Annotated in this window: 24 protein-coding genes; 10 read left to right on the top strand and 14 right to left on the bottom strand. The window is 65.1% G+C overall.

Going from position 1 to position 26019, the window contains the following annotated elements:
* Window positions 1-96 precede the first annotated feature (96 nt).
* The 4 genes from alkB to DCG74_RS16920 form a co-directional block, all read right to left on the bottom strand.
* Window positions 97-750 carry a DNA oxidative demethylase AlkB gene (gene alkB / locus DCG74_RS16935; protein ID WP_172784093.1) on the bottom strand — a complete coding sequence of 218 codons (654 nt, stop codon included), beginning with the start codon at window positions 748-750 and terminating at the stop codon, window positions 97-99.
* Window positions 751-759: 9 nt separating this feature from the next.
* A complete protein-coding gene (locus DCG74_RS16930; protein ID WP_172784092.1) occupies window positions 760-1506 on the bottom strand; it encodes a 2OG-Fe(II) oxygenase in 747 nt (248 codons plus the stop codon).
* Between the two features lie 289 nt (window positions 1507-1795).
* The gene (locus tag DCG74_RS16925) at window positions 1796-2482 is read right to left on the bottom strand and encodes a DUF2848 domain-containing protein (protein WP_172784091.1); all 687 of its coding nucleotides are present in this window, start codon (window positions 2480-2482) and stop codon (window positions 1796-1798) included.
* Window positions 2475-3824, bottom strand: a complete 1350-nt coding sequence (locus tag DCG74_RS16920; protein WP_172784090.1) for an amidase — start codon at window positions 3822-3824, stop codon at window positions 2475-2477. The genes DCG74_RS16925 and DCG74_RS16920 overlap by 8 nt, the downstream gene beginning before the upstream one ends.
* A gap of 187 nt (window positions 3825-4011) precedes the next feature.
* On the opposite strand from DCG74_RS16920, the gene DCG74_RS16915 reads away from it, so the two are divergent.
* The 4 genes from DCG74_RS16915 to DCG74_RS16900 all read left to right on the top strand — a co-directional run bounded on the left by DCG74_RS16915 (window position 4012) and on the right by DCG74_RS16900 (window position 7946).
* Window positions 4012-4425: a Zn-ribbon domain-containing OB-fold protein gene (locus tag DCG74_RS16915; protein WP_027558650.1), complete on the top strand. Its 414-nt coding sequence runs from the start codon at window positions 4012-4014 to the stop codon at window positions 4423-4425.
* A 3-nt stretch (window positions 4426-4428) separates the two neighbouring features.
* On the top strand, window positions 4429-5568 hold the full coding sequence (locus DCG74_RS16910; protein ID WP_172784089.1) for a thiolase: 1140 nt from the start codon (window positions 4429-4431) through the stop codon (window positions 5566-5568).
* 169 nt (window positions 5569-5737) lie between these two features.
* Complete coding sequence (locus tag DCG74_RS16905; RefSeq protein ID WP_109144458.1) at window positions 5738-6652, top strand: SDR family NAD(P)-dependent oxidoreductase; 915 nt, start codon at window positions 5738-5740, stop codon at window positions 6650-6652.
* A gap of 115 nt (window positions 6653-6767) precedes the next feature.
* On the top strand, window positions 6768-7946 hold the full coding sequence (locus DCG74_RS16900; protein WP_172784088.1) for an SMP-30/gluconolactonase/LRE family protein: 1179 nt from the start codon (window positions 6768-6770) through the stop codon (window positions 7944-7946).
* 57 nt (window positions 7947-8003) lie between these two features.
* Here the strand turns inward: DCG74_RS16900 and ppc are convergent, their stop codons facing one another.
* From ppc to DCG74_RS16880, 4 genes are all read right to left on the bottom strand, one after another.
* Complete coding sequence (gene ppc / locus DCG74_RS16895; RefSeq protein WP_172784087.1) at window positions 8004-10802, bottom strand: phosphoenolpyruvate carboxylase; 2799 nt, start codon at window positions 10800-10802, stop codon at window positions 8004-8006.
* Between the two features lie 411 nt (window positions 10803-11213).
* Window positions 11214-11618 (bottom strand): YccF domain-containing protein, encoded by a 405-nt coding sequence (locus DCG74_RS16890; RefSeq protein ID WP_172784086.1) that lies wholly within the window; start codon window positions 11616-11618, stop codon window positions 11214-11216.
* A 200-nt stretch (window positions 11619-11818) separates the two neighbouring features.
* A complete protein-coding gene (locus tag DCG74_RS16885; protein ID WP_172784085.1) occupies window positions 11819-13363 on the bottom strand; it encodes an acyl-CoA synthetase in 1545 nt (514 codons plus the stop codon).
* A 158-nt stretch (window positions 13364-13521) separates the two neighbouring features.
* Window positions 13522-14331 carry a crotonase/enoyl-CoA hydratase family protein gene (locus DCG74_RS16880; RefSeq protein WP_172784084.1) on the bottom strand — a complete coding sequence of 270 codons (810 nt, stop codon included), beginning with the start codon at window positions 14329-14331 and terminating at the stop codon, window positions 13522-13524.
* Window positions 14332-14436: 105 nt separating this feature from the next.
* On the opposite strand from DCG74_RS16880, the gene DCG74_RS16875 reads away from it, so the two are divergent.
* Both DCG74_RS16875 and DCG74_RS16870 read left to right on the top strand, forming a co-directional pair.
* Window positions 14437-15309: an SDR family oxidoreductase gene (locus DCG74_RS16875; RefSeq protein WP_172784083.1), complete on the top strand. Its 873-nt coding sequence runs from the start codon at window positions 14437-14439 to the stop codon at window positions 15307-15309.
* A 222-nt stretch (window positions 15310-15531) separates the two neighbouring features.
* On the top strand, window positions 15532-17109 hold the full coding sequence (locus DCG74_RS16870; RefSeq protein WP_172784082.1) for a fatty acid--CoA ligase: 1578 nt from the start codon (window positions 15532-15534) through the stop codon (window positions 17107-17109).
* A 141-nt stretch (window positions 17110-17250) separates the two neighbouring features.
* On the opposite strand, the gene DCG74_RS16865 is transcribed toward DCG74_RS16870, so the two are convergent.
* Complete coding sequence (locus DCG74_RS16865) at window positions 17251-18525, bottom strand: acyl-CoA dehydrogenase family protein (RefSeq protein ID WP_172784081.1); 1275 nt, start codon at window positions 18523-18525, stop codon at window positions 17251-17253.
* A gap of 213 nt (window positions 18526-18738) precedes the next feature.
* Between DCG74_RS16865 and DCG74_RS16860 the strand changes: the two genes are divergently transcribed.
* Entirely contained in the window at window positions 18739-19518 is a 780-nt protein-coding gene (locus tag DCG74_RS16860) for an enoyl-CoA hydratase-related protein (protein ID WP_172784080.1), read from the top strand.
* A gap of 167 nt (window positions 19519-19685) precedes the next feature.
* On the opposite strand, the gene DCG74_RS16855 is transcribed toward DCG74_RS16860, so the two are convergent.
* The 4 genes from DCG74_RS16855 to DCG74_RS16840 are packed head-to-tail and all read right to left on the bottom strand — an operon-like array spanning window position 19686 to window position 22007.
* Window positions 19686-20063 carry a DUF6285 domain-containing protein gene (locus DCG74_RS16855; RefSeq protein ID WP_172784079.1) on the bottom strand — a complete coding sequence of 126 codons (378 nt, stop codon included), beginning with the start codon at window positions 20061-20063 and terminating at the stop codon, window positions 19686-19688.
* A gap of 3 nt (window positions 20064-20066) precedes the next feature.
* Entirely contained in the window at window positions 20067-21053 is a 987-nt protein-coding gene (locus tag DCG74_RS16850; RefSeq protein WP_172784078.1) for a phosphotransferase family protein, read from the bottom strand.
* Window positions 21050-21838, bottom strand: coding sequence for an enoyl-CoA hydratase/isomerase (locus DCG74_RS16845; RefSeq protein WP_172784077.1), 789 nt, complete (start codon window positions 21836-21838; stop codon window positions 21050-21052). The genes DCG74_RS16850 and DCG74_RS16845 overlap by 4 nt, the downstream gene beginning before the upstream one ends.
* A gap of 10 nt (window positions 21839-21848) precedes the next feature.
* Complete coding sequence (locus DCG74_RS16840) at window positions 21849-22007, bottom strand: hypothetical protein (protein WP_172784076.1); 159 nt, start codon at window positions 22005-22007, stop codon at window positions 21849-21851.
* On the opposite strand from DCG74_RS16840, the gene DCG74_RS16835 reads away from it, so the two are divergent.
* From DCG74_RS16835 to DCG74_RS16825, 3 genes are all read left to right on the top strand, one after another.
* Complete coding sequence (locus DCG74_RS16835) at window positions 22006-22785, top strand: SDR family NAD(P)-dependent oxidoreductase (RefSeq protein ID WP_172784075.1); 780 nt, start codon at window positions 22006-22008, stop codon at window positions 22783-22785. The genes DCG74_RS16840 and DCG74_RS16835 overlap by 2 nt on opposite strands.
* A 132-nt stretch (window positions 22786-22917) precedes the next feature.
* The gene (locus DCG74_RS16830) at window positions 22918-23298 is read left to right on the top strand and encodes a VOC family protein (protein ID WP_172784074.1); all 381 of its coding nucleotides are present in this window, start codon (window positions 22918-22920) and stop codon (window positions 23296-23298) included.
* A gap of 297 nt (window positions 23299-23595) precedes the next feature.
* Window positions 23596-24873 carry an acyl-CoA dehydrogenase family protein gene (locus DCG74_RS16825; protein WP_172784073.1) on the top strand — a complete coding sequence of 426 codons (1278 nt, stop codon included), beginning with the start codon at window positions 23596-23598 and terminating at the stop codon, window positions 24871-24873.
* A gap of 163 nt (window positions 24874-25036) precedes the next feature.
* Here DCG74_RS16825 and yghU read toward each other — a convergent pair whose 3' ends face one another.
* On the bottom strand, window positions 25037-25909 hold the full coding sequence (gene yghU, locus DCG74_RS16820; protein ID WP_172784072.1) for a glutathione-dependent disulfide-bond oxidoreductase: 873 nt from the start codon (window positions 25907-25909) through the stop codon (window positions 25037-25039).
* Window positions 25910-26019: the final 110 nt, after the last annotated feature.

Raw genomic sequence — 26019 nt, 5'->3', positions numbered from 1 at the left:
CGAGACGGATGAGGGGTCTGTCTCCGCGGATCGAGACCCCTCATCCGCCTTCCCTTCGGGAAGGCACCTTCTCCCACAAGGGGAGAAGGAAACGCGTCAGCGCGTCCTGCGGAAAGTCAGATTGATCCGCTTCCTTCCCAGCAGCGGATGCTCGCCGTCGGCGAGCGGCGCGACGCCGTGATAGGCGAGCCTGCTGGCCCCGCCCCAGACCACCACGTCGCCATGGACGAGCCGGAAGCGGCGCGGCTTGTCGCTGCGCGCGAGGCCGCCGAACAGGAAGGTCGCGGGCAGGCCGAGCGAGACCGAGACGATCGGCGCGGAATAATCCAGCTCGTCCTTGTCCTGATGCAGCGACAGCCGCGTGCCCGGCTCGTAGCAATTGACGAGGCAGGCATCGGGGGCAAAGCCTTCAAAGCCGCCCTGTTCCGCGGCGCGGCGGGCGAGATCGCAAAACAGCGGCGGCATCGCCGGCCATGGCGCAGCGGTGCGCGGATCGATCGGATCGTAGCGATAGCCGGTGTGGTCGGTGATCCAGCCGCGCTCGCCGCAATTGGTCATCGCCACCGACATCTGATGGCCGCCGGGCGTCGTCATCCGCCGGAACGGCGATTGCGCCACGATGGCGCGCACCGCGTCGATCAGCCCGCTCTCGATCGGCTTGACGAAGCCGCGTAGCAGCACGGCGCCGTCGGCGATCGCCTCGCGCTGCGGCTGCGCCTCGGCGACGCTGTCGAACAAATCACCCGTCAATCGCAGCGCTCATTTGGCATCGTGGAAAATCACACCCAGCGTGTGGCGCTGGCCGGACCTGATCCGGCTGACGCCGTGGCGGAGATTAACGCGGTAGGTGCCGCGTGTCCCCTGCACCGGGCGATGATGCACAGCGAAGGCGACCGCATCGCCCTGCATCAGCGGCACCACCTCGGCCCGCGACTGCATGCGCGGGCGCTGCTCGGTCAGCACGAACTCGCCGCCGGTGAAATCGCGTCCGGGCTCGGAGAGCAGGATCGCAACCTGGAGCGGGAACACGTGCTCGCCATAGAGGTCCTGGTGCAGGCAGTTGTAGTCGCCGGCCTCATATTGCAGCAGCAGCGGCGTCGGCCGCGCCTGCCCGGCGTCGTGGCAGCGTTTCAGGAATGCCGCGTGTGTGGCGGGATAGCGGATGTCGATCCCCATCGCCTCGTTCCAGCGATTGGCGACGGCTTGAAGATGCGGGTAGAGCGCGGGGCGGAGCTGCGCGATCAGATCGGGCAGCGGATAGGAAAAGTACTTGTACTCGCCGCGACCAAAGCCATGGCGGCTCATGACGATGCGGCTGCGGAAGTGCGCATCGTCCGGGTAGAGCGCGGCGATGGCGCGGCATTGGTCCGGCGTCAGCAGGTTCTTCAGGACGGCGCAGCCCTGGGTGTCGAGCTCGGCGGTGATTTGGGGCCAGTCGAAGGCATCGACGTGGGCGGCGAGGTCGGCGGATGGCTTCTGGGGCGATTTGCGTGCTGTTGCTGTCATGGCTGCGACCTTCGCAAAGCAGACTCGCCCTCCGCCACCCGATTTCCGATGACTATCTCCCCGTCATTGCGAGCGAAGCGAAGCAATCCAGAATATCTACGCGGAGACAGTCTGGATTGCTTCGTTGCAAGGGCTCCTCGCAATGACGGAGGAGAGATCTCGTAGGGTGGGCAAAGGCGCTCTTGCGCCGTGCCCACGCCTTCGCAAGACGTGGGCACGCTTCGCTTTGCCCACCCTACGAGACCGTCGCTTGTGAAGCGACTATCCCCCGCCGCTCGTGTGGAGTGACCTACCCCCTCACCGGAAGCGTCACCACGTCATACCCGTGCCGGATCGTCCGCTTCAGCACGGGATCCTCCAGCTCGAAGTCGAACCGATCCGCCGGGCGGATGCCGCCCTTGGCGGCGAAGGTGCCGCCGAACATGGCGCTGCCGTCGGGGAACTTGCCGCCGTCAAAGCCGCGCGCGATGAGGTCGGCGACCGGCAACATCGCATCCAGCGTGCCCTCCTGGTAGAGCACACGCTCGCCCTTGATGGTGGCGTAGGAACGCAGGATCATCTTGTCCCAATGGCCGATGACGTCCTCGAGCTCCCAGAGCGTCGAGGCGACCGGCTTGTCGCACATCTGCTTGGAGACCGTGACGCTGTAGGCCTCGACCTTGCGGTCGGTGTGATCGGAGCCGCAGCCGACGAAGATGCGGCCCTGCCAGCCGATCAGCACGAACTCGACCTCGCCGGAGGAATCGCCACCGGTACATTCGATGCTGTCTTCCTGGGTCAACCGCCGCGCCGAGGCGCGGTAGTAGATCGGCGTCGAGGCCGGGCGGGCGATGCCCATCTCCTCCAGCTCGGCGATGTGCTTGTCGCGCGCGACCGTGTCGCGGCCGGTCCAGCCGGCGATGACCAGTTGATCGATCGCCAGCGTCAGCGGCGTAGTGGCGTCCTTGGCGTCGATGGTGAAAGTCAGGTCAAACACGAATGACGGCCTCCATGCCGGCAGCAAGTTCGAAAATGCGATGGTCCGAGCCGCCTGCGCCCGCCAGCATCAGGCCGACGGGAACGTCGCCCTCGCGATGACAGGGCAGCGAGATGGCGCAACCGTCGATCAGGTTGATCAGGCTGCAATTGCGCAAGGCGCGGATGTTCTCGCGGGTGAAGGCCTGATCGTCGGCGAGGTCGGCGATCTTCGGCGGTGTGTTGGGCGTCGTCGGCAGCACCAGGGCATCATAGGGCGCGATGCGCGCGTTGACGCGCGCGATCAGCGAGCGGCGTTCGTTGAGCAGGTCGATGTAGTCGGCCGCGCTCTGCGCCTCGCCGCGCATGATGCGCACGGCGACCCTGGGATCGTAGACGTCGCCCTTGGCCGTGATGAGATAGCGGTGCCAGGCATAGCTCTCGGACGCCGCGAAGCCGCCCTTGGCATTCATCGGGCCGACGTCGTGGAACTCCGCCATCTCGATCCGCTCGATGATGGCGCCGTGATCGGACAGCGTCTTCAGCGCGCGCTCGAAGGTCTTGGCCACCTCTGCGTCGAGATCGTCGAGCGCGATCGTGGTGGGCACCGCGAGACGCATGCCCTGGATCGGCCGCGGCCTCAACGGGACGATCGGCTCGCCCGCGAGCACGGCATCGAGTATGGCACAGCAACTGACCGATCGTGCCAGCGGCCCGATGCTGTCGAGCGAGAACGACAGCGGCACCGAGCCGTCGAGCGGCACGCGCCGCTGCGTCGGCTTGTAGCCGACGATGCCGTTGAAGGCGGCCGGAATCCGGCAGGAGCCGCCGGTGTCGGTGCCGAGCGCGCCATGCGCCATGCCGTCGAGCACGGACACCGCCGCGCCGGCCGACGAGCCGCCGGGCACGTGGCCTTCGGACCGGTTCCAGACCCCCTTCGGCGTGCCATAATGCGGATTGATGCCGATGCCGGAATAGGCGAACTCGGTCATGTTGGTGCGGCCGATGACGACGAAGCCGGCGCCGCGCAGCCGCGCCACCGTCGCGGCATCGTGCTCGGCCGGGGCTGAGTCATCGAGCGCGCGCGAGCCGGCGCGCGTCACCTGGCCCTTGATGTCGAACAGATCCTTGATCGAGATCGGGATGCCGGCATAGCGCGACGGCGCCGCCTTGGCCTTGCGCAAGGCATCCATCGCATCGGCGGCCGCAAGCGCGGCGTCCTTGTCGACGTGGATGAAGGCGCGCTGGCCTTCGCCGGCGGGGTCGGCGATCCTGGCGAGGCAGGCCTCGACCAACTTGCGGGAGGTGGTGCGGCCGCTTTCGAGGTCATCGGCGAGCTGCGCCAGTGTCGGAAAATCGGGCATGTCTGTCTCACGGAATATTCGCGCGCAATCTATAGCGCTGGCTCAGCTCGACACAAGCATTGTGCGCATGATGGCATGCATGCGCATTGCTGGACCGTTGACGCGCCATGGTCGATTGTCGCATCAAGTTCGAAACCGGCGGGCGCGAGGCCTGTCGCTCGGGAGACTCTTGGGAGGAGCCGCCAACATGGCCGAACCGCAGCGCGCGCGACCGAAACCGACGCCGGAGACCCAGCATTTCTGGGACGGCACCAAGGCCGGCGAATTGCGCCTGCAGCGCTGCGATGCCTGCGCCCACGTCTACTTCCCGCCGCGCCCGTTCTGCCCCTCCTGCGCCTCGCGCAAGGTCAGCATCTTCAAGGCGAGCGGCAAGGGCTTTCTCTACAGCTACGTGATCAACCACCGGCCCGCGGCACCGGGCTTCACGCCGCCTTACGCCATCGCGGTGGTCGAGCTCGACGAAGGCCCGCGGATGATGAGCAACATCATCGACTGCCCGCAGACCCCCGAGGCGCTCGAACTCGACATGAAGCTCGAGGTCGCGTTCCAGGAGCTCGACGACAAGATCACCCTTCCCGTCTTCCGTCCGGCGAAGGGGTAGACCATGCGCAAGAACCAGGTTGCCGTCGTCGGCGCAGCCGAGACCACGGAGCTCGGTGTCATCCCCAACGCCTCGCAGCTCCAGCTGCATGCGGACGCCGCGCTCAACGCCATTGCCGACGCCGGGCTGAAGCTCTCCGACATCGACGGCTTTGCCACCGCGGTCGAAACGCCGCAGCAGGTCTGCCATTATCTCGGCATCAAGCCGACCTGGGTGGACGGCACCTCGGTCGGCGGCTGCTCCTTCATGCTGCATGTCCGGCACGCGGCGGCGGCGATCGAGGCGGGTCTCTGCAAGACGGTGCTGATCACCCACGCCGAGAGCGGCAAGTCGATGATCGGCAAATTGCCGCGCTCGACGGCGGCCGACAGCCTCAACGGCCAGTTCGAGGCTCCTTTCGGCGTCTACGGCCCGCCCAGCATGTTCCCGATTCCCGTGCTGCGCTTCATGAAGACCTACGGCATCACCCACGAGCAATTGGCTTCGGTGGCGGTGGTGCAGCGGGAATGGGCCGCGAAGAATCCGCGCGCGATGATGAAGGACCCGATCACGGTTGCCGATGTCCTCAACTCGCGCATGATCGCCTATCCGTTCCGGCTGCTGCAGTGCTGCCTCGTCACCGACGGCGGCGGCGCGCTGATCCTGACCTCGGCCGACCGCGCCAGGGATTTTCCGCGGAAGCCGGTCTACATCATGGGCACCGGCGAGAGCGTTGAGACGCCGATGGTCAGCCAGATGGAGACGTTCAACTCCTCGCGTGCGTTCAAGACGGCGGGGCCGCTGGCCTTCAAGGAGGCCGGCATCGCGCACGGGGACGTCGATCATCTCATGATCTACGACGCATTCGCGCATCTGCCGCTGTTCGGCCTCGGCGATCTCGGCTTCATGCCGTACGAAGAAACCGGCCAATTCATCGCCGACGGCAACACGCGGCCTGGGGCCAAGCTGCCGCTCAACACCAACGGCGGCGGATTGAGCTACATGCATTCGGGCATGTACGGCATGTACGCGCTGCAGGAGAGCGTGCGCCAGATGCGCGGGATCGCGCCGGCGCAGGTGCCGAACGCGAAGATTTCGGTGTGCCACGGCGTCGGCGGCATGTTCGCGGCGAGTGGCACGATCGTGTTCACGAACGAGAGGTAATGGCTGCTCGCCTCTCCCTCTCCCCGTTCTTACGGGGAGAGGGTTGGGGTGAGGGGCTGCATCCACATACACCAGACTCGCGGAGAGTCCCCCTCACCCGAATTCGAGCTTTGCTCGAATTCGACCTCTCCCCGCAAGCGGGGCGAGGTAAGAAAACAGGAGAACCCACATGAGCAAATCACTGCAAGACAAGGTCATCATCGTCACCGGCGCAGGGCGCGGCATCGGGCGCGAGATTGCGCTCTTGTGCGCGGCCGAGGGCGCCAAGGTCGTCGTCAACGATCCCGGCGGAGCTGCCGACGGCGCGGGCGCGAACGCGGCGCCCGCCGAGGAGGTGGTCGAGGAGATCAAGAAGCGCGGCGGCACGGCGGTCGCCAATTTCGAAAGCGTCGCGGAAGCTATTCCCGCCAGCAAGATCGTGAAGACCGCGACCGATCATTTCGGCCGGCTCGACGGCGTCGTCAACAATGCCGGCATCCTGCGCGACATGATCTTCCACAAGATGAGCGTGGAAGCCTTCGAGGCCGTCATCAAGGTGCATCTGATGGGCTCGTTCTACGTCAGCCACGCCGCGGCGCGCATCTTCCGCGAGCAGGAGTCGGGCTCGTTCGTGCACTTCACCTCGACCTCGGGCCTGATCGGCAATTTCGGCCAAGCCAACTACGCGGCGGCCAAGCTCGGCATCGTCGGGCTGTCGAAGTCGATCGCGCTCGACATGGGCCGCTTCAACGTCCGCTCCAATTGCGTCTCGCCGTTCGCCTGGACGCGCATGATCGGCACCATCCCGACCGAGACCGACGCCGAGAAGGCGCGCGTCGAGAAAATCAAGCAGATGGGCCCGGAGAAGATCGCCCCCCTCTGCGGCTATCTGCTCGGCGATTCCGCCAAGGACGTCACCGGCCAGATCTTCGGCGTGCGCATGAACGAGATCTTCCTGTTCAGCCAGAACCGCCCGATCCGCTCGGTGCAGCGGAGCGAAGGCTGGACGCCGCAGTCGATTGCGGAACACGGCATGCCGGCGCTGAAGGGCTCGTTCTACAAGCTCGACCGCTCCGCCGACATCTTCACCTGGGATCCGGTGTAACCGATCCCTGCCTTTGCTGCATTGCGATCTCCGGTTGTCCAGCCGGAGATCGCCCGCTTTACGCCCGATTGCGGGCGGATGGTTTGCTCCCAATAAAAAAAATCGGGAGGCAACCATGACAAAACCACTGACCATTCCCGCAAATAGCAGCGAGCCCTCTCTCGCGCGCCGCACGCTGTTGAAGGGCGCTGCCGCCGCAGTCGCGGCGACGGGCGTCACCATGAACGGAGCCTTGAACGGAGCCTTGGCGGCTTCCGTCGCGCCCCTCGGCCAGACCGGCGCACCGACGAGATCGACGGCGCCGCTGCCGCTCGGACCATTGCCGGGCAGCCGCTACCCCGACTCTCATCTGGAATCGGCCAAGAAGGGACCGCCGACTTTCGGTCCTTCCGGCTTTCCGGCCTTCGCCGGCACCATGGCGGTCGAGCGTGTCGCAACCGGCTTCCGCTGGGCCGAGGGGCCCGTCTATTTCGCAGCCGGGCGATACGTGCTGTTCAGCGACATTCCGAACAACCGCATCATGCGTTTCTGCGAGGACGACGGTCACCTCAGCGTCTATCGCCAGCCGTCGATGAACTCGAACGGCAACACGATCGATCGCGAGGGACGCCTGATCACCTGCGAGCATAGCGGCAGGCGTGTGACGCGGACCGAGCTCGACGGCTCGATCACGATCATTGCCGACAAGTACAACGGCAAGCGGCTGAACTCCCCGAACGATGCGGTCGTAACCGCCGATGGCGCGATCTGGTTCACCGATCCCGCTTACGGCATCGGCGGTTTCTATGAGGGGATCAAGGCCGACCCCGAGCAGGACAAGAAGAACGTCTACCGCGTCGATCCGAAGTCCGGAGAGGTCAAGGTCGTGGTCGACGATTTTGTCGAGCCCAACGGGCTTGCCATCTCACCCGACGAGAAGAAGCTCTACGTCTGCGACACCGGGTTCACCGACGGGCCGGACAATCCTTCGCATATCCGCGTGTTCGACCTCGACGTCGCGGCAGGCAAGGTCTCCAACAGCAAGGTCTTTGCAGACATGCCGAAGCCCGGCATCACCGACGGCGTTCGCTGTGACACCGAGGGGCGGGTCTGGTGCTCGGTCGGTTGGGGCGATCCGAACGAAGACGGCGTGCGCTGCTATACGTCCTCGGGCGAATTGCTCGGCAAGATCCACATTCCCGAGACCGTGGCAAACCTGTGCTTCGGCGGCCAGCAGCGCAACAGACTCTATATTTGCGGCTCGACATCGCTTTATGCCGTCTACACCAGCGTGCAGGGCGCGATGAAGCCGTGAGTTGGTGACGTCGAGGTTCCGGGTTCGCCCTTCGGGCGCCCCGGAACGACGTTGCAGCTACCCCGTATTCCGCAACCCCGCCGAGATCCCGTTGATCGTCAGCTGGATCCCGCGCAGCACCTGCTCGTCCGGGTTCTGCGCGCGATGCTCTTTCAAGAGTTCGACCTGCACGTGGTTGAGCGGATCGAGATAAGGAAAGCGGTGGCGCACGGAGCGCTCCAGCAGCGGGTTGCCCTGCAGCAGCCGGTCCTGGCCCATGATGTCCAAGAGTGTCTCGATGCAGGAATGCCATTCGCGGCGGATGCGGCCGAAGATTTTTTCGCGCAAGGCCTCGTCGGGCACGAGCTCGGCATAGCGCGAGGCGATCGCGATCGAGCTCTTGGCGAGCACCATGTCCATGTTCGACAGCAGCATGCGGAAGAACGGCCATTCCTTGTAGAGTTCTTTCAGGAACGGCATGCCCTTATCGGGATGCTCCGCGATCCACTGCTCGACCGCGCTGCCGAAGCCGTACCAGCCGGGCAGCATCAGGCGGCATTGCGCCCAGGAGAACACCCATGGAATGGCGCGGAGGTCCTCGATCGCGCGGGTCTTCTTGCGCGAGGCCGGACGGCTGCCGATGTTGAGCGTGGCGATCTCGTTGATGACGGTGGACGACCAGAAGTAATCGACGAAGCCTTCGGTTTCGTAGACGAGGCCGCGATAGGCCTTGAAGGCGAGGTTCGACAATTCGTCCATCGCCGTCAGATATTCGCGGCGCGGTGCGCTCTGGCGCGGATGCAGGAGGCTCGCCTCCAGCGTCGCCGCGGCGAGAATCTCTAGATTGTTGCGGCCGACCTCGGCGTTGGAATATTTCGACGAGATGATCTCGCCCTGCTCGGTGATGCGGATCTGGCCATTCACGGCGCCGCCGGGCTGGGCGACGATGGCGTCATAGCTCGGCCCGCCGCCGCGTCCGACAGAGCCGCCGCGGCCGTGGAACAGGCGCAAGCGCACGTGATGGCGCTCGAAGACTTCGACGAGGCCGATCTCGGCCTTGTAGAGCTCCCAGCCCGAGGTGACGAAGCCGCCGTCCTTGTTCGAGTCGGAATAGCCGAGCATGACCTCCTGTACGCTGCCGCGGCTGTCGACGAGGCGACGGTAATCGTGCAGCGACAGCATGCGATCCATGATGCTGCTCGAGGCCTGCAGATCCTCGATGGTCTCGAACAGCGGCACGATGTTGATGGCGCTGCGGCCGGAGGGATGGACGAGGCCGACCTCCTTCAAGAGCACGGCGACCTCGAGCATGTCGGACATGCCCTTGCACATCGAGATGATGCATTGGGGAATGGCGTCCGAGCCGAACTTCGCATGCGCTTCCGCGGCGGCATGGAACACGTTGAGCTCGCCCATGGTCTCGTCGCTGTATTTGACGAAAGGAGAGACCAGCGCGCGCGTCGAGCGCAGCTCGTTGGTCAGCAGCGAGATGCGGGCCTCCTCGCCGAGCGCGAGATAGGACATGCCGGGGTTGGCGGCGTCGATCAGCTCGGCGATGGTGCGCTCGTGCACCGCCGAATTCTGGCGGATGTCGAGCCGGGCGAGGTGAAAGCCGAAGCAGTCCACCGCGCGGCGGAGCAGCCGCAGCCGGCCGCGGGCGATGACGCGGGCATTGTTGGAGATCAGCGAGCGATGCAGCACGTCGAGATCGGCCTGCAGCTCCCTGACGCTCTCGTAAGGCGCCGCCTTGCCGACCGGCCGGCGCGTGATCTCGACTTCGAGCTTTTCAGCCGTCGCGGTGAGCCGGGCATAGATGCCTGAGACCGCGAGGCGATAGGGCTCCCCGCTCCGATGCGGCGAGGTGTCCGGCGAGCGCTCCGCCAAATTGCGCAGCTCCTCCGAGACGTCGGCGAGATGGGCTGCGATCGACAGCTCGGCGCCGAGCACGTGCAGCTCGTTCAGATAGAACTGCATCACCCGGCTCGACTGCAGCCGCAGCGTGCCGCGCATCACGTCGGCGGTGACGAAGGGGTTGCCGTCGCGATCGCCGCCGATCCAGCTGCCCATCCGCAGGAACGAGGCAAGCTCGCTCGCGGCCGCCTCGCCGCCCTCCTCAAGCCGGTCCTCCAGCGCGTTGACGAGCCGCGGCACCTCGCGCAGGAAGGTGTAGTCGTAGAACGACAGGCCGTTGGCGACCTCGTCCAACACGGTGAGCTTGGTCCGGCGCAAGAGATTGGTCTGCCACAGCGTCAGCACCTCGCGGCGCAGCTGCTCGTCGCCGGCATCGGCCTCCTCCGCGGTCATGGCGACACGCTCGCGGCGGTCGAGCAGGGCTGCGATCTCCATCTCGCGGTCCATGGTGCTCTTGCGGCGGACCTCGGTCGGGTGCGCGGTCAGCACCGGGCTGACCAGCGCGGTCTTGAAGAAGCTGCGGAGCTGGTCGGGACCAATGCCCGCCGCCTTGGCGTGCGCCAGTGTCTCCGCCAGCACGCCGGAGCCGCCATTCTTGGCCGCGCTGCGCGCGCGCATCTGGCGGATGTTGTTCTGGTCCTCGGCGATGTTGGCAAGGTGGGAGAAATAGCTGAAGGCGCGGACGATCCGCACCGTCTCGGAGGTCGACATGCTGTCGAGGATCTGCTCGAGCTCGCGGCGGGCGAGCCGGTCCTCGTCGCGGTGGAACCGGATCGAGGTCTGGCGGATGCGCTCGACCAGGTCGAACAATTCGGCGCCCTCCTGATCGCGCACGGTGTCACCGAGAATGCGCCCGAGCAGGCGGATGTCGTCCCGCAGCCGGGCATCGGCCTCCATCGCCTGAACATCCTCAGGGCGGTTGGGGCGAAGCTCAGTGGCGTCGGATGTTACGGTCTGGAGGGACATGGCTCGCTCCCCTGCTCGCGCCCTTGGCGGCCCGGTCCGGCGGAGTGTGCGATATTTTTCTGCCGCAGTGCAAGATGAAGTTGGTGGCGGCGCGGCAGGGCGAAGATTTCTTGTCCCGCTGCAACGCCCCTTAGCGTTGCAGCGCGTCCGGGACCGAGGAGCGACAGAGCACATGTGCCGCGACATGGGCCCCGGCTCTGCAGCGCATCGCTGAACCGGACGATGCTTCGCATCGCCGGGGGAGCGCTGCGCTGCGTCCGGGGCACGAGAATGGCCGGCCTTGTCAACAAACATGCCTTCGCGGTCTCGCAGTGCTCGGGACATCCCGGCGAAGCGAAACCGATCATGTTTCATCATCCGAGAGCAGATGTTGGGTTTCGCTGGCGCTCTACCCATCCTACCGCGTTCGCCCTATGCCGGCACGATCACCTTGCCGATCGGCCAGAGCGCGATGCCGGCGAGCTTGAGATGCGCCCAGGCGAAGGGGATGCCGATGATGGTGACGGCGAGAACGAGCGCGGTCACGAGGTGGCCGAGCGCCAGCCACCAGCCGGCGAGCACGAACCAGACGATGTTGCCGATCACCCCGAGCGGGCCGGTGCCGATGTCCTCGACACCGGTCACGTCGTAGCGGCTGACCGCTTTCGAGCCGAACGGCAGCAGCGTGTAGACGGCGATGTTGAACGCCGCCCGCGCCCAGGGCAGGCCGATGATGGTGATCGCCATGACGATCGCCGCAATCAACCAGCCGAACGCCATCCAGGCGCCGCCGATGAGGATCCAGAGGATGTTGAGGAGAATGGATACGGGCGCCATGGGATGATCCGGAGGTGGATGATCCCAGCTATATAGGCTCGGAATCTGTCCCTGCTAAGACGCTTCAAGGCCCGCAAAGCGTAGCCGGATGAGCGTGGTCCCGTAGGGTGGGCAAAGGCGCCCTTGCGCCGTGCCCACGATCTTGTCTCCGCAAGCGAATTTGGTGGGCACGCTTCCGCTTTGCCCACCCTACGATATCGTCAGATTTTCCGGCCCGCCTGCTCCCAATAGGGATCGCGCAGGCGGCGCTTGAAGATCTTTCCAGAGTCTTCGCGCGGCAGGCCGCTGCGGATCTCGATGTGCTTGGGCACCTTGTAATCGGCCAGATGCGCCTTCAGCGCGGCGCGGACATCGGAGGCAGCGAGCGTGATCCCGGGTTGCGGCTCCACCACCGCCATCAGCGCTTCGCCGAACTCGGCATCGGGGATGCCGAACACGGCGCAATCATGCACGCCTGATACGGCGTGCAGCACGGATTCGATCTCGGCCGGATAGATGTTGACGCCGCCCGAGATCACCATGTCGCGCTTGCGGTCGCAGATGAAGACGTAGCCGTCTTCGTCGATATAGCCGACGTCGCCGGAGGTGATGAAGCCGTCGCGGTCGATCTCGGCGCGCTTCTCCGGCTTGTTGTGATAGGTGAAGTCGGCCATCTCGGCCATGCGGGAATAGATCTCGCCGATTTCGCCGACGCCGAGCACGCGGCCGTCCTCGCCGATGAAGCGCAGCTCGGCGCCGGGCGAGATCTTGCCGACGGTGCCGGGCTTCTTCAGCGCATCCTCGGAGGTCGCGAAGGTCACGGCGCTGGATTCGGTAGAGCCGTAGAATTCGTAGATCACCGGCCCCCACCAATCGATCATGGCGCGCTTGACGTCGGCCGGGCACGGCGCGGCGGCATGGATGACGTGGCGCAGCGAGGAGATGTCGTACCTCCTGCGCACCTCCTCGGGCTGCTTCATCAGGCGGATGAACATGGTCGGCACCATGAAGATGGTGTCGATCTCAAAGCGCTCGATCGCCTGCAGAAATTCCTCCGCCTCGAAGCGTGGCATCAGTACCAGCACCCCGCCGAGCTTGCCGGCGCGGATGCCGAACGAGTTCGGCGCGGAATGATAGAGCGGGCCCGGCAGCAGCGCGCGGGCGCCGGGCTTGAGCCCATAGATCATCTCGCGCATGCGCTCACCCGCGGCCTGCTGCTCCGGCGTCGGCGCGTTGCGGCGGACGCCCTTGGGATGGCCCGTCGTGCCCGAGGTATAGATCATGTTCATGGGCTGCGGCACGATCGGACCGTCATAGGGCTCATGTTGCGTGAGCCAGGCTTCGAAATCGGTCGCAAAACTCGGCGTCGTCAGATGATCCGGATCGATCCTGTAGTTGGAGCGGATTTCGGGCGGCGTCGGCACGCTGAGCACGGTGACGCCACGCGGGATCGCATCGCGCAAACCATGCAGCATGTCGGCATGAGCGATCAGGACGGCTGTGCCGGAATCTTCGAGGATGTAGGTGATCTCCTCCGGCTTGAAGTGCCAGTTGATCGGCACGCCATAGGCGCCCAGCCGCATCGCGGCGTAGGCAGCTTCCAGGAAGGCGATGTCGTTGCGCATCAGCATGCAGACGCAATCGCCCTGGCGGACGCCGATTTTGGCGAGGCCGGCGGCGATGCGGCCCGTGCGGTCAGCGACCTCGGCGTGAGAACGGCGGCGGTCGCCGGAGACGATGCCGAGGAAGTGAGACGTTTCGTTCATTTGTTGAGTTCCGATCTTTCGTCGGGTTGAAGGGCATCGACACAACCACCGTCGTCATTCCGGGGCGCGCCTCTTGGCGCGAGCCCGGAATCCATACTCCCTATCGTGGTTATGGATTCCGGGCTCGATGCTTCGCATCGCCCCGGAATGACAAGAGGCTAATCCACAAAATTCGGCGCGCGCTTCTCCAGGTTGGCGCGGACCGCCTCGGTCTGGTTGGGGCTGCCGATCAGCTTCTGCTGCTCGACGGATTCGGCGAGCAGTGCCGGGCCCGGATCGACCGAGAGATTGTTCAGCATCCGCTTGGCCGCGCGGATCGCATCGGGGCTTTTCCCTGCGATCTCGCGCGCGACGTCCAGCGCCACAGCACGCGGATCGTCGCAGATGCGCGTGGCAAGGCCGTAGGCCAGCGCCTCCTGCGCGGAGAAGATGCGGCCCGTGTAGGTGAGATCGCGCAGGATGTCGTCGCGCACCAGCGAGGCCAGGATCGGCGTGCCCGCCATGTCGGGCACCAGGCCCCATTTGATCTCCATGATCGACATTCGCGCATCCGCGCTGAGAAAGCGCATGTCGGCGCCGAGCGAGAGCTGGAAACCGCCGCCGAAAGCGACGCCGTGCACGGCCGCGATCACGGGCATCGGAAGCTGACGCCAGCCCCACACCGCCTGTTGCGCGAGGTTGGCCTTGCCATAGGTGCGCACCGTGAGATCGCGATTTTCGCCACCCGGAATTCCGTTGCCGCCCTTCTCCTTCATGGCGGCAAAACGCCCCATGTCCAGCCCGGCGCAGAAGGCGCGGCCTTCACCTGAGAGCACGACGGCGCGCACGCCTTTTTCCTTCGAAAGCCGGTCGGTTGCGGCGACGAGGGCCTCGAACATGGGCTGATCCAGCGCGTTCATCTTGTCCGCGCGCACCAGGCGCACATCGGCGACGCCTTCCGAGATCGAGATCGAGACGCGATCTTCCATGGATCAATTCTCCCCTGTTCTTGTTCGGTGCCGCTTTACAGGACGACGGCGGCCGGATTTAGTCAATCGACCAATTAACTGACAATCCCTACGGGGGAAACAGCCATGTTCAAGGAAAATCTTCTGGCCGGCCGGCGCATCCTCGTGACCGGCGGCGGCACCGGCCTCGGCAAATCGATGGCGGAGCGATTCCTCCAGCTCGGCGCCGAGGTGCACATTTGCGGCCGGCGCAAGATCGTCTGCGACGAGACCGCGACCGAGCTGATGGATCGCTACGGCGGCCGCGTCACCAGCCACGGCGTCGACATCCGAAACGCGCTTGCGGTCGAGGAGATGATCGAGACCATCTTCCGCGATGGTCCCCTCACCGATCTCATCAACAATGCGGCCGGCAATTTCATCTCGCGCACCGAGGAGCTCTCGCCGCGCGGCTTCGATGCGGTCGCCAACATCGTCATGCACGGCACGTTCTACGTGACGCATGCGGTCGGCAAGCGCTGGATCGCCTTGAAGCAGCCCGGCAACGTCGTCTCGATCACCACGACCTGGGTGCGCAACGGCTCGCCTTACGTGGTGCCGTCGGCAATGAGCAAGTCGGCGATCCACGCCATGACGATGTCGCTTGCCACCGAATGGGGACGACACGGCATCCGCCTCAACACCATCGCCCCGGGCGAGATCCCGACCGAGGGGATGAGCAAGCGCATCAAGCCGGGCGACGAGGCCGGCGCGCGCACCAAGGCGATGAACCCAATGGGCCGCGTCGGCACCATGGAGGAACTGCAGAACGTTGCCGTGTTCCTGATCTCCGGCGGCTGCGACTGGATCAACGGCGAGACCATCGCCATGGACGGCGCCCAGGCGCTCGCGATGGGCGGCAACTTCTACCAGCTCCGTGACTGGAGCGACGACGACTGGAAAACGGCGCGCGAGAGCATCATGGCGCAGAACGAGAAGGACCGCGCGAAGCGGGGGTGATGTTCTCTCGTGCCCCGGACGCGGCGCAGCGCGCCGCCTTCGGCGTGGTGCGCTGCAGAGCCGGGGCCCATGTCGCAGCATGCTGGGTCCCGGCTCAGCAGCGCATCACTTCGTGCTGCGCAGCGTCCGGGACACGAGACGGCGGCATTCTCCTGCCATCTTGTCTTCATCCGCCGATGACGCCACACTCCCGCGCATAAAAACAAGAGCTACGGGAGAAACATGTCCACACAGCCATTGGCGAACCTCGCCGACATGGTGCGCGAGCGTGCGAAGAGCCGCGGCAGCGCCATCGCCTACGAGTTCGAAGGCCGCACCACCAGCTTTGCCGCGTTCGACATCAAGACCAACAAGGTCGCCAACGCGCTCCTCGCAATGGGCGTGACGAAGGGCGACCGCATCGCCTATCTCGGCAAGAACAGCGACATCTATTTCGAGCTCCTGATGGGTGCGATGAAGGCCGGCGTCGTGATGGCACCGGTGAACTGGCGGCTCGCCGGCCCTGAGGTCGCCTTCATCGTGTCGGATTGCAAGGCGCCGGTTTTGTTCGTCGGGCCCGAATTCATCACACAGGTGCGCCAGATCAGGGACCAGATACCGGGCGTGCGCACCATCATCACCGCCGAGGGCGGCGTGCCGGAATGGCCAGATTTCACGGCGTGGCGCGATGCGCAGCGCGGCGACGATCCCAAGGTGCCGATCGACACCAAGGACATCGCGATCCAGCTCTACACCTCGGGCACCACGGGCAAGCCGAAGGGCGCAATGCTGAGCCACGCGAACTTCCTCAACCTGGTGCAGACCGGCAACGCCGAGGACAAGCCGGAATGGAACCGGTGGTCGACCGACGACGTCTCGCTGGTGGCGATGCCGATCTTCCACATCGGCGGCTCCGGATGGGGCGTGATGGGTCTCTACCACGGCGCCCGCGGCGTGATCGCGCGCGAGTTCGATCCGACCAAGGTTTTGGATTTCTTCGAGCAGTCGGGCATCACAAAGCTGTTCATGGTACCGGCGGCGATGCAGTTCGTGGTGCGGCAGCCGCGCGCCAGGACGGTCGACTTCTCGCGACTGAAATACATGCTGTACGGCGCCTCGCCGATTCCCGCAGCACTGCTGAAGGAATGTATCGAGGTCTTCAAATGCGGCTTCGTGCAGATGTACGGCATGACCGAGACGACGGGCACCATCGTCGCGCTGCCGCCGGAGGACCACGTCGAGGGGCTGGAGCGGATGCGCTCGGCCGGCAAGGCGCTGCCGGGGGTCGAAATCGCAATTCTCGACGCCGACGGCAAGCCGCTGCCGCCGCGCCAGGTCGGCGAGATCGCGACGCGCTCGGGCTCCAACATGGCGGGCTATTGGAATCTGCCGGAAGCCACCGCCGCGACGCTGCGCGGCGACGGCTGGCTGCGCACCGGCGATGCCGGCTACATGGACGAGGACGGCTATCTCTACATCCACGACCGCATCAAGGACATGATCATCTCGGGCGGCGAGAACATCTATCCGGCCGAGGTCGAGAGCGCGCTATGCGACCATCCCGACGTCGCGGAAGCCGCCGTGATCGGCGTGCCCGACGAGAAATGGGGCGAGGCCGTGAAGGCGATCGTGGTGATGAAGCCCGGCAAGCAGGCGACCGCCACCGACATCATCAACTTCACCCGGACGCGCATCGCCGGCTACAAGACGCCGAAGAGCGTCGAGTTCCTGCCGGCGCTGCCGCGGAATCCGAGTGGCAAGATCCTGCGGCGGCAGCTGCGCGAGCCGTATTGGGCGGGGAAGGATCGACGGGTGAACTAATCCGTGATGCCGTAGGGTGGGTTAGCCGCAGGCGTAACCCACCTTTTTGCTGACCACGCGGATGGCGCCGGTGGGTTACGCCCTGCGATCACGCTTCGCGCAATCGCAGCGCTAACCCACCCTACGAGATCCGTGCAAGCCTCAACGCTTCCCCGGCCCCATATAGCCGAACAGGAACCCCGCCACTTTCCGCATCTGGATCTCCTCGCTGCCTTCGGTGATCCGATAACGGCGGTGATGGCGATAGATGTGCTCGAATGGCTTGTGGCGTGAATAGCCCATGCCGCCATGGACCTGCATGGCGCGGTCGGCGGATTCGCAGCAGAGACGGTTTGCCCAATAGTTGCACATCGAGACGCGGTCGGAGAGTGTGCGCTCGATCTGCTCCTCGTTGAGCTGGTCCATTTCCCAGGCGGTCTTGCGGATCAAGAGGCGTAGCATCTCGGCCTGCGTGGCGAGCTCGACCAGCGGGAACTGGATCGCCTGGTTCTCGGCGAGCGCCTTGCCGAAGGGCTTACGCTCACGCGCGTATTTCACGCTCTCGTTGATGCAGTAGACTGCCGCGCCGAGCGAGCTCGCGGCCTGGCGGATGCGGTTCTGGTGCACGAAGCATTGCGCCAGCGACAGGCCGCGGCCGACCTCGCCGAACTGGGCATCCTCCGGCACGAAGACGTCGGTGAAGCTGACGCGGGGATGGTCGGTCGGCATGTTGAAGGTCCACATGTACTCCTCGACCTTGACGCCGGGACTTTTGGCCGGCACCAGAAAGCAAGTGATGCCGCGGGCGTCGCCGTCATTGCCACTGGTGCGCGCGAACAGCGCGCAGTGCGTGGCGACATGCATGCCCGTGGTCCACATCTTCTCGCCGTTGATGATCCAGCCCTTGACGTTGTCGCGCGTCGCGGGCACCGCGCGCGTCTCCATGTGGGTTGCGTCCGAGCCGTGATGCGGCTCGGTCAGGCCGAAGGTGATGCGGTACTTGCCCCTGATCGAGCCGTCGATCATCGCCTTCTGGTCGTCGCGGCCGTAGCGGTCGAGCATGGTGACGACGGGAAAGTTGCCGACGATGGAGTGCTCGTTCTGCAGGTCGTTGTGCAGGCCGAGACCCTTTGCGGCGAAGTGCTCGCGGATCACGGCCATCCACAGGTTGGAGCCGTCCTTGCCGCCATATTGCTTCGGCACCGGAAAGCGCAAATGCCCGGCGGCATCCGCAAGATCCTTGGCCTTGCGCAGCAGCGCCTCCCATTCGTGGCGCGGCAGACCGCCATTCTCGAAATCGGTGCGCGCCCATTCGCGGCGATGGTCGAAGAAGCGGATGTTGTCATCGGCCGCTTCCAGCGGCTTGATTTCGCGTTCGATGAAACGGTCGAGCTCTCCGAGATAGGCGACGAGATCGGCAGGCAGTGAGAAATCCACAGGTTCTCTCCCGGATTGATTTTATCGTTTTGCGTTAAGGCGCTAGGCGCATTCGTGCTTGGCACGATTAAGGTGAGAAGAGCGCGTGCAAGTCAAGCAAGCCGAGACGTGACGGCGACGCAAGGCGCGCCAGCGCAATTCGATGGTGCTCAGGCGCACCCGCACGGTAGTATGGCGCCGATATTCCTTCGAAAGAAAATCCGGGAGCGCGCGATGGAGTTGAAATTCTCAAAGGTGGAACGCAAGGGGCCGATCACGATCGTGACGCTGTCGCGGCCCGAGGTCTACAACGCGCTGCACACTGACGCGCATTTCGAATTGCAGAAAGTGTTCGATGATTTCTCCGGAGATCCCGAGCAGTGGATCGCGGTCGTCACCGGCGCCGGCGACAAGGCATTCTGCGCCGGCAACGATTTGAAGTGGCAGGCGGCGGGAGGAAAGCGCGGCTGGGACAAGGGCGGCTTTGCCGGCCTCACCTCACGCTTCGACTGCGACAAGCCGATCATCGCCGCCGTGAACGGCGTCGCCATGGGCGGCGGCTTCGAGATCGCGCTGGCCTGCGACCTCATCATCGCCGCGGAGAACGCAACCTTCGCCCTGCCCGAGCCGCGCGTTGGACTAGCCGCACTCGCCGGCGGCCTGCACCGCTTGCCGCGCCAGATCGGGCTGAAGCGCGCCATGGGCATGATCCTCACCGCGCGCCATGTCAGCGCCAAGGAAGGTCTCGAGCTCGGCATCGTCAACGAGGTGGTGCCGCAGGGCGAGGCGCTGACGGCTGCGCTGCGCTGGGCGGAGACGATCGCCAAGAATTCGCCGATGTCGATCCGGGCCTCGAAGCAGGCGATCCAGAAGGGGCTCGGCGTGTCGCTGGAGCAGGCCATCGCGGAGCAGCGCGATTACCCGGCGGTGCAGGCGATGGTCGCCTCGCAGGATTACATCGAGGGCCCGAAGGCGTTTTCGGAGAAGCGGCCGCCGAAATGGGTGGGGAAGTAGGGTCCGGGTGTCATTCCGGCGCGCGCCCACATCAACATCATCGCTGTCATGCCCCGCGAAGGCGGGGCATCCAGTACGCCGCAGCCTATCGATTAACCACAACCGTCTCGGAGTACTGGATCGCCCGCCTTCGCGGGCGATGACACCGAATTTGGAGCAAGACCTCCTTACCCGCCCCGTCCCAACTCCCGCTTGTACGAAGCGTAATTCGGCTGATCCACCGCGAGCTTGTCCATCGTGGTCGCCCAGAGATGATTGGCGAGACCCGGCGTTGCCAGATCAACCTCGCCGCTCGCGATGCGCTCGGCGAGCGCGCGGTTGAGCTCCATGACCGAGCCGTCGATGCCGAGCAGTGCGCGCAGGCGCGCAACCTCCTTCGCATCGCTCCCCGCCTCCTGCGTCAGCTGCCGCGTGACGAGATCGAGGATGTTGATGGCGACGCGCAGCTTGAAGGCCTGGTGGCCGGAGATCAGCGGCGTGATGTCGTTGCGGAGGAAATCGGCGACCGACTTGGTCAGCTCGATCGGGGTCGGCTCGTCCTGCATGTGTCAGCTCCCGCGCGGCGCCAGGAGGCGCAACAGATCGATCTCGGTCTCGCTGGCGCGGCGGCCGATCATGGCGCGCTCCATGGAATGGTCGGGCCCCTCGCGAAAACGCTGCATCATGCCGCCGCACATGATGCCCCAGCGCAGCGTGCCCATCACTTCCCAGAATTTGACTCGCTCTGGATCGACTTTTCGGCCTGCCGCCTCGTAGCCGGCGAACAGCTCCTCGCGTGTGCCAAAACCGCCGACGGGCTTGTCGATCTCGCCGAAGCGCCAGGAGTTGACGCAGACCCAGCCGAGATCCTCCATGGGGTCGCCGAGATGGGCGAGCTCCCAGTCGAGCACGGCGCGGACACCATCGGCGCCGATGATGAGATTGCCGTTGCGGAAATCGCCGTGCACCAGCGTGGTCTCGGCCGCGGGACCGGGATCGTGGTCGCGCAGCCAGCGCAGCGCCAGCTCGAACACAGGCTTGGGCCAGTTCAGGCTGCGATAGTCGCGCTCGAACTCGGCGATCTCCTGGGTCGCGCCCCTGCTGCGCAGCTGAGGCAATTTGTCGTGCGGCAGCCGATGGAGACCTGCGAGAATTCCGCCGATCTGCCGCGCCAGAATGGGGCGCGCCGCCGCGTACTCCTCATCGCGAAGAATCTTGCGCGCGATCGTCTCGCCCTCGACCCGCTGCACGATAAAGCCGGTGCCGAGATCGTCTTCCGGCGTGAGCACATGCATCACGCGCGGCGACGGCACGCCGGCTTCATAAGCAAGCTGCATCAGCTGCGCTTCAGCCGCGAGGCCCGCAGCGCGCGTCGGCGCCGCGCCATAGCCTTTTGGCGAGCGGCGCAGGATGGCGCCGATCGGCCCGTTGGGATGCCTGATGTCGAAGCGCCAAGTTTCCTGGCTGGCGCCGCCGGACAGTTTTGCCGCAGAGGTGACGCCGGTCGCCCCTTCGCACCAGCGCTGGACGCTGCGTGAAAGCGCCGCCTCGATCATTTGCCCTTGAACTGCGCGGGCCGCTTCTCGAGGAACGCACCGACGCCCTCGCGGAAATCCTCGGTGTCGCCGGCGCGGAGCTGGCACCGGAATTCCAGATTGAGCTGATCTTCGAAGGAGTTTTCCGGGCTGTCCCAATAGAGCTTGCGGATCAGGGACAGTGCGACGGTCGGGCCGCTGGCGAGATCGCGCGCCAGCTTCATCGCCTCCTCCATCAGCACGCCGTCATCGTAGACGCGGTTGACGAGGCCCCATTCCAGCGCCTTCTCGGCCGGCAGCCGCTCGCCCATCAGCGACAATTCGATCGAGCGCGCGCGCCCGACGAGCCGCGGCAAGAGCCAGGTCGAGCCGCAATCCGGCACGAGCCCGATGCGGCGGAAGGCCTGCAGGAAATAGGACGAGCGCGCGCACAAAATCATGTCGCCGAGCAGCGCGAAGCTCATGCCGGCGCCGGCGGCGGGACCGTTGACTGCGGTGATGATGGGACAATGCAGATTGCGGATGCGGCGCAGGAAGGGATGAAAGCCGGTCTCCAGCGTCAGGCCGGCCTTGGTCTTCTTCGACTGGTTGTTGCGGCCCTGCAGATTGGCGCCGGTGCAGAACGCGCGCCCCGCGCCGGTCAGCACCACGCAGCGCACCTCGCCTTTCTTCTCCTCGATCGTATCGAGCGCTTCGGCAAGGCCCCCCAGCATGTCCACGGAGACCGCGTTCATCACCTCCTGATGGTCGAGCTTGAGGATCGCGACCGAGCCATCGAAGTCGAGCGTGACGTGTTTGAACTGCATGGTTTCCTCGTCAGTTGCGGCCCGCGTCAGTTTCGCAGGCCGGAATTTGGTTTTGCCGGGGCGCATATTTGATTTTTGGCGCGGTCTTGTCCATGGTGATCGGAGCATAGCAAGCAATCTTGTGCGCAGCGGCTGATGGGCCGCAGACAAAAAACAGGAAACGCGCCATGAACCTCTTCGACCTCTCCGGCCGCGTGGCCGTGATCACCGGTGGCAATGGCGGCATCGGCCTCGGCATCGCGCAGGCGCTCGCGGGCCAGGGCTGCAACGTCTCGATCTGGGGCCGCAATGCTGACAAGAACAAGGCCGCTGCCGCGAGCATGGCGGGCCTCTCCGGCAAGGTCGACAGCCGCGTCTGCGACGTCAGCGACCCCGCCTCGGTCGCTTCAGCGATGAAAGCCACGCTCGACACCTTCGGCCGGGTCGATGGCTGCTTCGCCAATGCCGGCATCGGCGGCGGCGGCCGGCGCGCCTTCATCGAGCGCACCGAGGAGGAATGGCGCACGATGTTCGCGACCAATCTCGACGGCGTGTTCCACGCCTTCCAGGCCGCGGCGAAGCACATGACGGATCGCGCCAATGCCGGCGATCCCTTCGGCCGGTTGGTTGCGACCTCGAGCCTCGCCTCGATCTTCGGCACCGCGCGCAACGAGCATTATGCCGCGACCAAGGCCGCCATCAACGCGCTGGTGCGCGCCCTCGGCGTCGAACTGGCGCGTTACGGCGTCACCGCCAATGCGATCCTGCCCGGCTGGATCAAGAGCGACATGACCGCAGGACTCATGGCCAACGACAAGTTCGTCGCCAACGTGATGCCGCGGATTCCGATGCGGCGGTTCGGCGAGGCGTCAGATTTCGGTGGCATCGCGGTGTATCTGATGAGCAAGGCGTCGTCGTATCACACCGCGGATACGTTCGTGATCGACGGCGGCTATACCGCGTTTTGAGATTTCGTAGGGTGGGCAAAGGCGCTCTTGCGCCGCGCCCACCGTAAGCATTTTTCGAATGTCGTGGTGGGCACGCTGCGCTTTGCCCACCCTACGGCTCCTCGTTTTGTCAGCGCAGAAGGGAATGGGCAAATGTTCTCGCACGTGATGATCGGCACCAACGATCTCGACAAAGCCAAGACGTTCTACGACAAGCTGCTCGGCACGCTCGAGGTGCGGCCGGCCAGGGTCGACGGCCATCGCATCTTCTACATCACCAAGACCGGCGTGTTCTCGGTGTCGAAGCCGATCAACGGCGAACCGGCGACATGCGCGAATGGCGGCACGATCGGCTTTGCCGCCAATTCGCCGGAACAGGTCGATGCGTGGCACGCGGCGGGCGTCGCGGCCGGCGGCAAGCCGATCGAGGATCCGCCGGGCATCCGCGAGGGCTCCGGGGTTAAGCTCTATCTCGCTTATCTGCGCGACCTCGACGGCAACAAGATCTGCGCGATGCATCGGGTGCCGAATTGACGTAGACCCGCCCACAGCTGTCATTCCCCGCGAAAGCGGGGAATCCAGTACGCCGCGGCCTCTCGATAAACGACCGACGTCTCGGAATACTGGATCGCCCGATCAAGTCGGGCGATGACAGCGGAGAGTGAGGCGCGAGCCTGCCGCCTTCCACACCCCATTCAAACAACATTTCAAACGTCCTCGCGATATTCCATCGCATGGCATGGCCTCGCGCGTGAAAATGCGCGCTCGCACTTTGCCGGCGCTGCGACTATTCTTGCGCTCAACACAATTCTAGCGATCCCGGGAGGACCAATGACAAAACACACCTACATTCCCCGCACCACCAACTACACGCTCAATCCCGGCGACGAGCTCAACGATCTGCGGATGTCGGACCAGGTCCGGCCGCTCTACGATCACGTCAAGAAGTTCATCCGCGACACCGTCGAGCCGATGTCGATCGAGTTCGCCAAGGCGGGCGAAAGCAAGGAAGATCGCTGGAGTTTTACGCCGAAGCAGCTCGAAGTGCTGGAGAAGGCCAAGAACAAGGCCAAGCAGGAAGGCCTCTGGAACTTCTTCCTGCCCGATGACGAGACCGGCCAGGGCCTGAAGAATCTCGACTACGCCTACATCGCCGCCGAGCTCGGCAAGAGCCCGCTGGCCTCCGAGACCATGAACTGCTCGGCGCCCGACACCGGCAACATGGAGGTGCTGGAGCGCGTCGGCACCAAGGAGCAGAAGGAGACGTGGCTGAAGCCGCTGCTCAACGGCGAGATCCGCTCCGCCTATGTCATGACCGAGCCGAACGTCGCCTCCTCCGACGCCAAGAACATCTCGACCACCGCAAAGCTCGTCGGCGACGAATGGGTGATCAACGGCGAGAAGTATTACATCTCCGGCCTCGGCGATCCCCGCTGCAAGATCCTCATCGTGATGGTGAAGACCAATCCGGACGCGGCGCCGAGCAAGCAGCAGTCGCAGATCCTGGTGCCGCGCGACACGCCCGGCGTCGAGGTCCTCGGTCCCATGTACGTGTTCGGCCAGGATCACGCCCCTCGCGGCCACATGCATATGCGCTTCAACAATGTGCGGGTGCCGAAGGAGAACATCCTGCTCGGCGAAGGCCGCGGCTTCGAGATCTCGCAGCTCCGGCTCGGACCGGGGCGCATCCATCACTGCATGCGCACCATCGGCAAGGCCGAGAAGGCGCTCGACCTGATGGTGCAGCGTGGCCTCACCCGCGAGGCCTTCGGCAAGAAGATCGCCCATCTCGGCGGCAACATGCAGATCATCGCGCAGGCGCGCTGCGAGATCGAGGCGATGCGGCTGATGGTGCTGAAGGCCGCCAAGGCGATGGACGTGCTCGGCAATAAGGAGGCCCGCGTCTGGGTCTCCATGGTCAAGGCCATGGTGCCCGAGCGCGCCTGCAGGATCATCGATCAGGCCATCCAGATGCACGGCGCCACCGGCATCTCGCACTGGACCCCGCTCGCCGAAATGTATCAGGACGTGCGGCACCTGCGCTTCGCCGACGGTCCGGACGAGGTGCACTGGATGGTGGTGGGCCGCCACGAGCTGAGCATGGCGTGACTTCCGGTAGGGTGGGCAAAGGCGCGCTCTTCGCGCGCCGTGCCCACCAATGCGGCCTACGAGAGAGGTGGTGGGCACGCTTACGCTTTGCCCACCCTACGAGACCTCTACAAGACTTCGATCGAATTCGACCTCTCCCCGCAAGCGGGGAGAGGTGAAGCGCCTACGTCGCGGGCACGAGCTTGTCCTGCGTCTTGGTCTCGAAATCGGACGCGTCGTGGCGCTCGTGGAGCTGGCTGGCGGGATCGCCGGAGACGCGGTTGACCATGCGGCCGCGCTTGACGGCCGGACGCTTGGCGATCTGGTCGGTCCAGCGCTGCACGTTCTTGTAGTCCTGCACCGACAAGAATTCGCCGGCGCCATAGACCAGGCCCTTGGCGAGCGCGCCGTACCAGGGCCACACCGCGATGTCGGCGATCGTGTAGTCCTTGCCCGCGAGATATTCGTTGTCGGCGAGACGCCGGTCGAGCACATCGAGCTGGCGCTTGGTCTCCATCGCGAAACGGTCGATGGCGTATTCGATCTTGGTCGGGGCATAGGCGTAGAAATGGCCGAAGCCGCCGCCGAGATAGGGCGCGCTGCCCATTTGCCAGAACAGCCAGGACATCGCCTCGGTGCGGGTCTTGATGTCCTTCGGCAGGAAGGCGCCGAACTTCTCGGCGAGGTAGAACAGGATCGAGCCTGATTCGAACACCCGGATCGGCTCCGGGCCGGAGCGATCCATGAGCGCCGGGATCTTGGAATTCGGATTGATGTCGACGAAGCCGCTGCCGAACTGGTCACCGTTGCCGATCCTGATCAGCCAGGCGTCGTATTCGGCGCCCTTGTGGCCGAGCGCCAGGAGCTCCTCCAGCATCACGGTGACCTTCACCCCGTTCGGCGTCGCCAGCGAGTAGAGCTGAAGCGGATGCTTGCCGACCGGCAGCTCCTTGTCGTGAGTGGGGCCGGCAATGGGTCGGTTGATGTTGGCGAACTGACCGCCGTTCTCCTTGTTCCAGGTCCAGACTTTAGGCGGCACGTAGGGGGCGTCGGTCATGCGGGGGCTCCGGCAAAAAGATGCGCCTGCATTAATTAGCCCGCAAACGGCCGATGACAAGGGCGCCGAAATGCATTGCCGGACGGGACAACTCTGCGTTTTGTCATGGC

The sequence above is a fragment of the Bradyrhizobium sp. WBAH42 genome, from assembly GCF_024585265.1.
Classification (GTDB): domain Bacteria; phylum Pseudomonadota; class Alphaproteobacteria; order Rhizobiales; family Xanthobacteraceae; genus Bradyrhizobium.
This window is presented reverse-complemented; position numbering and strand designations above follow the sequence as displayed.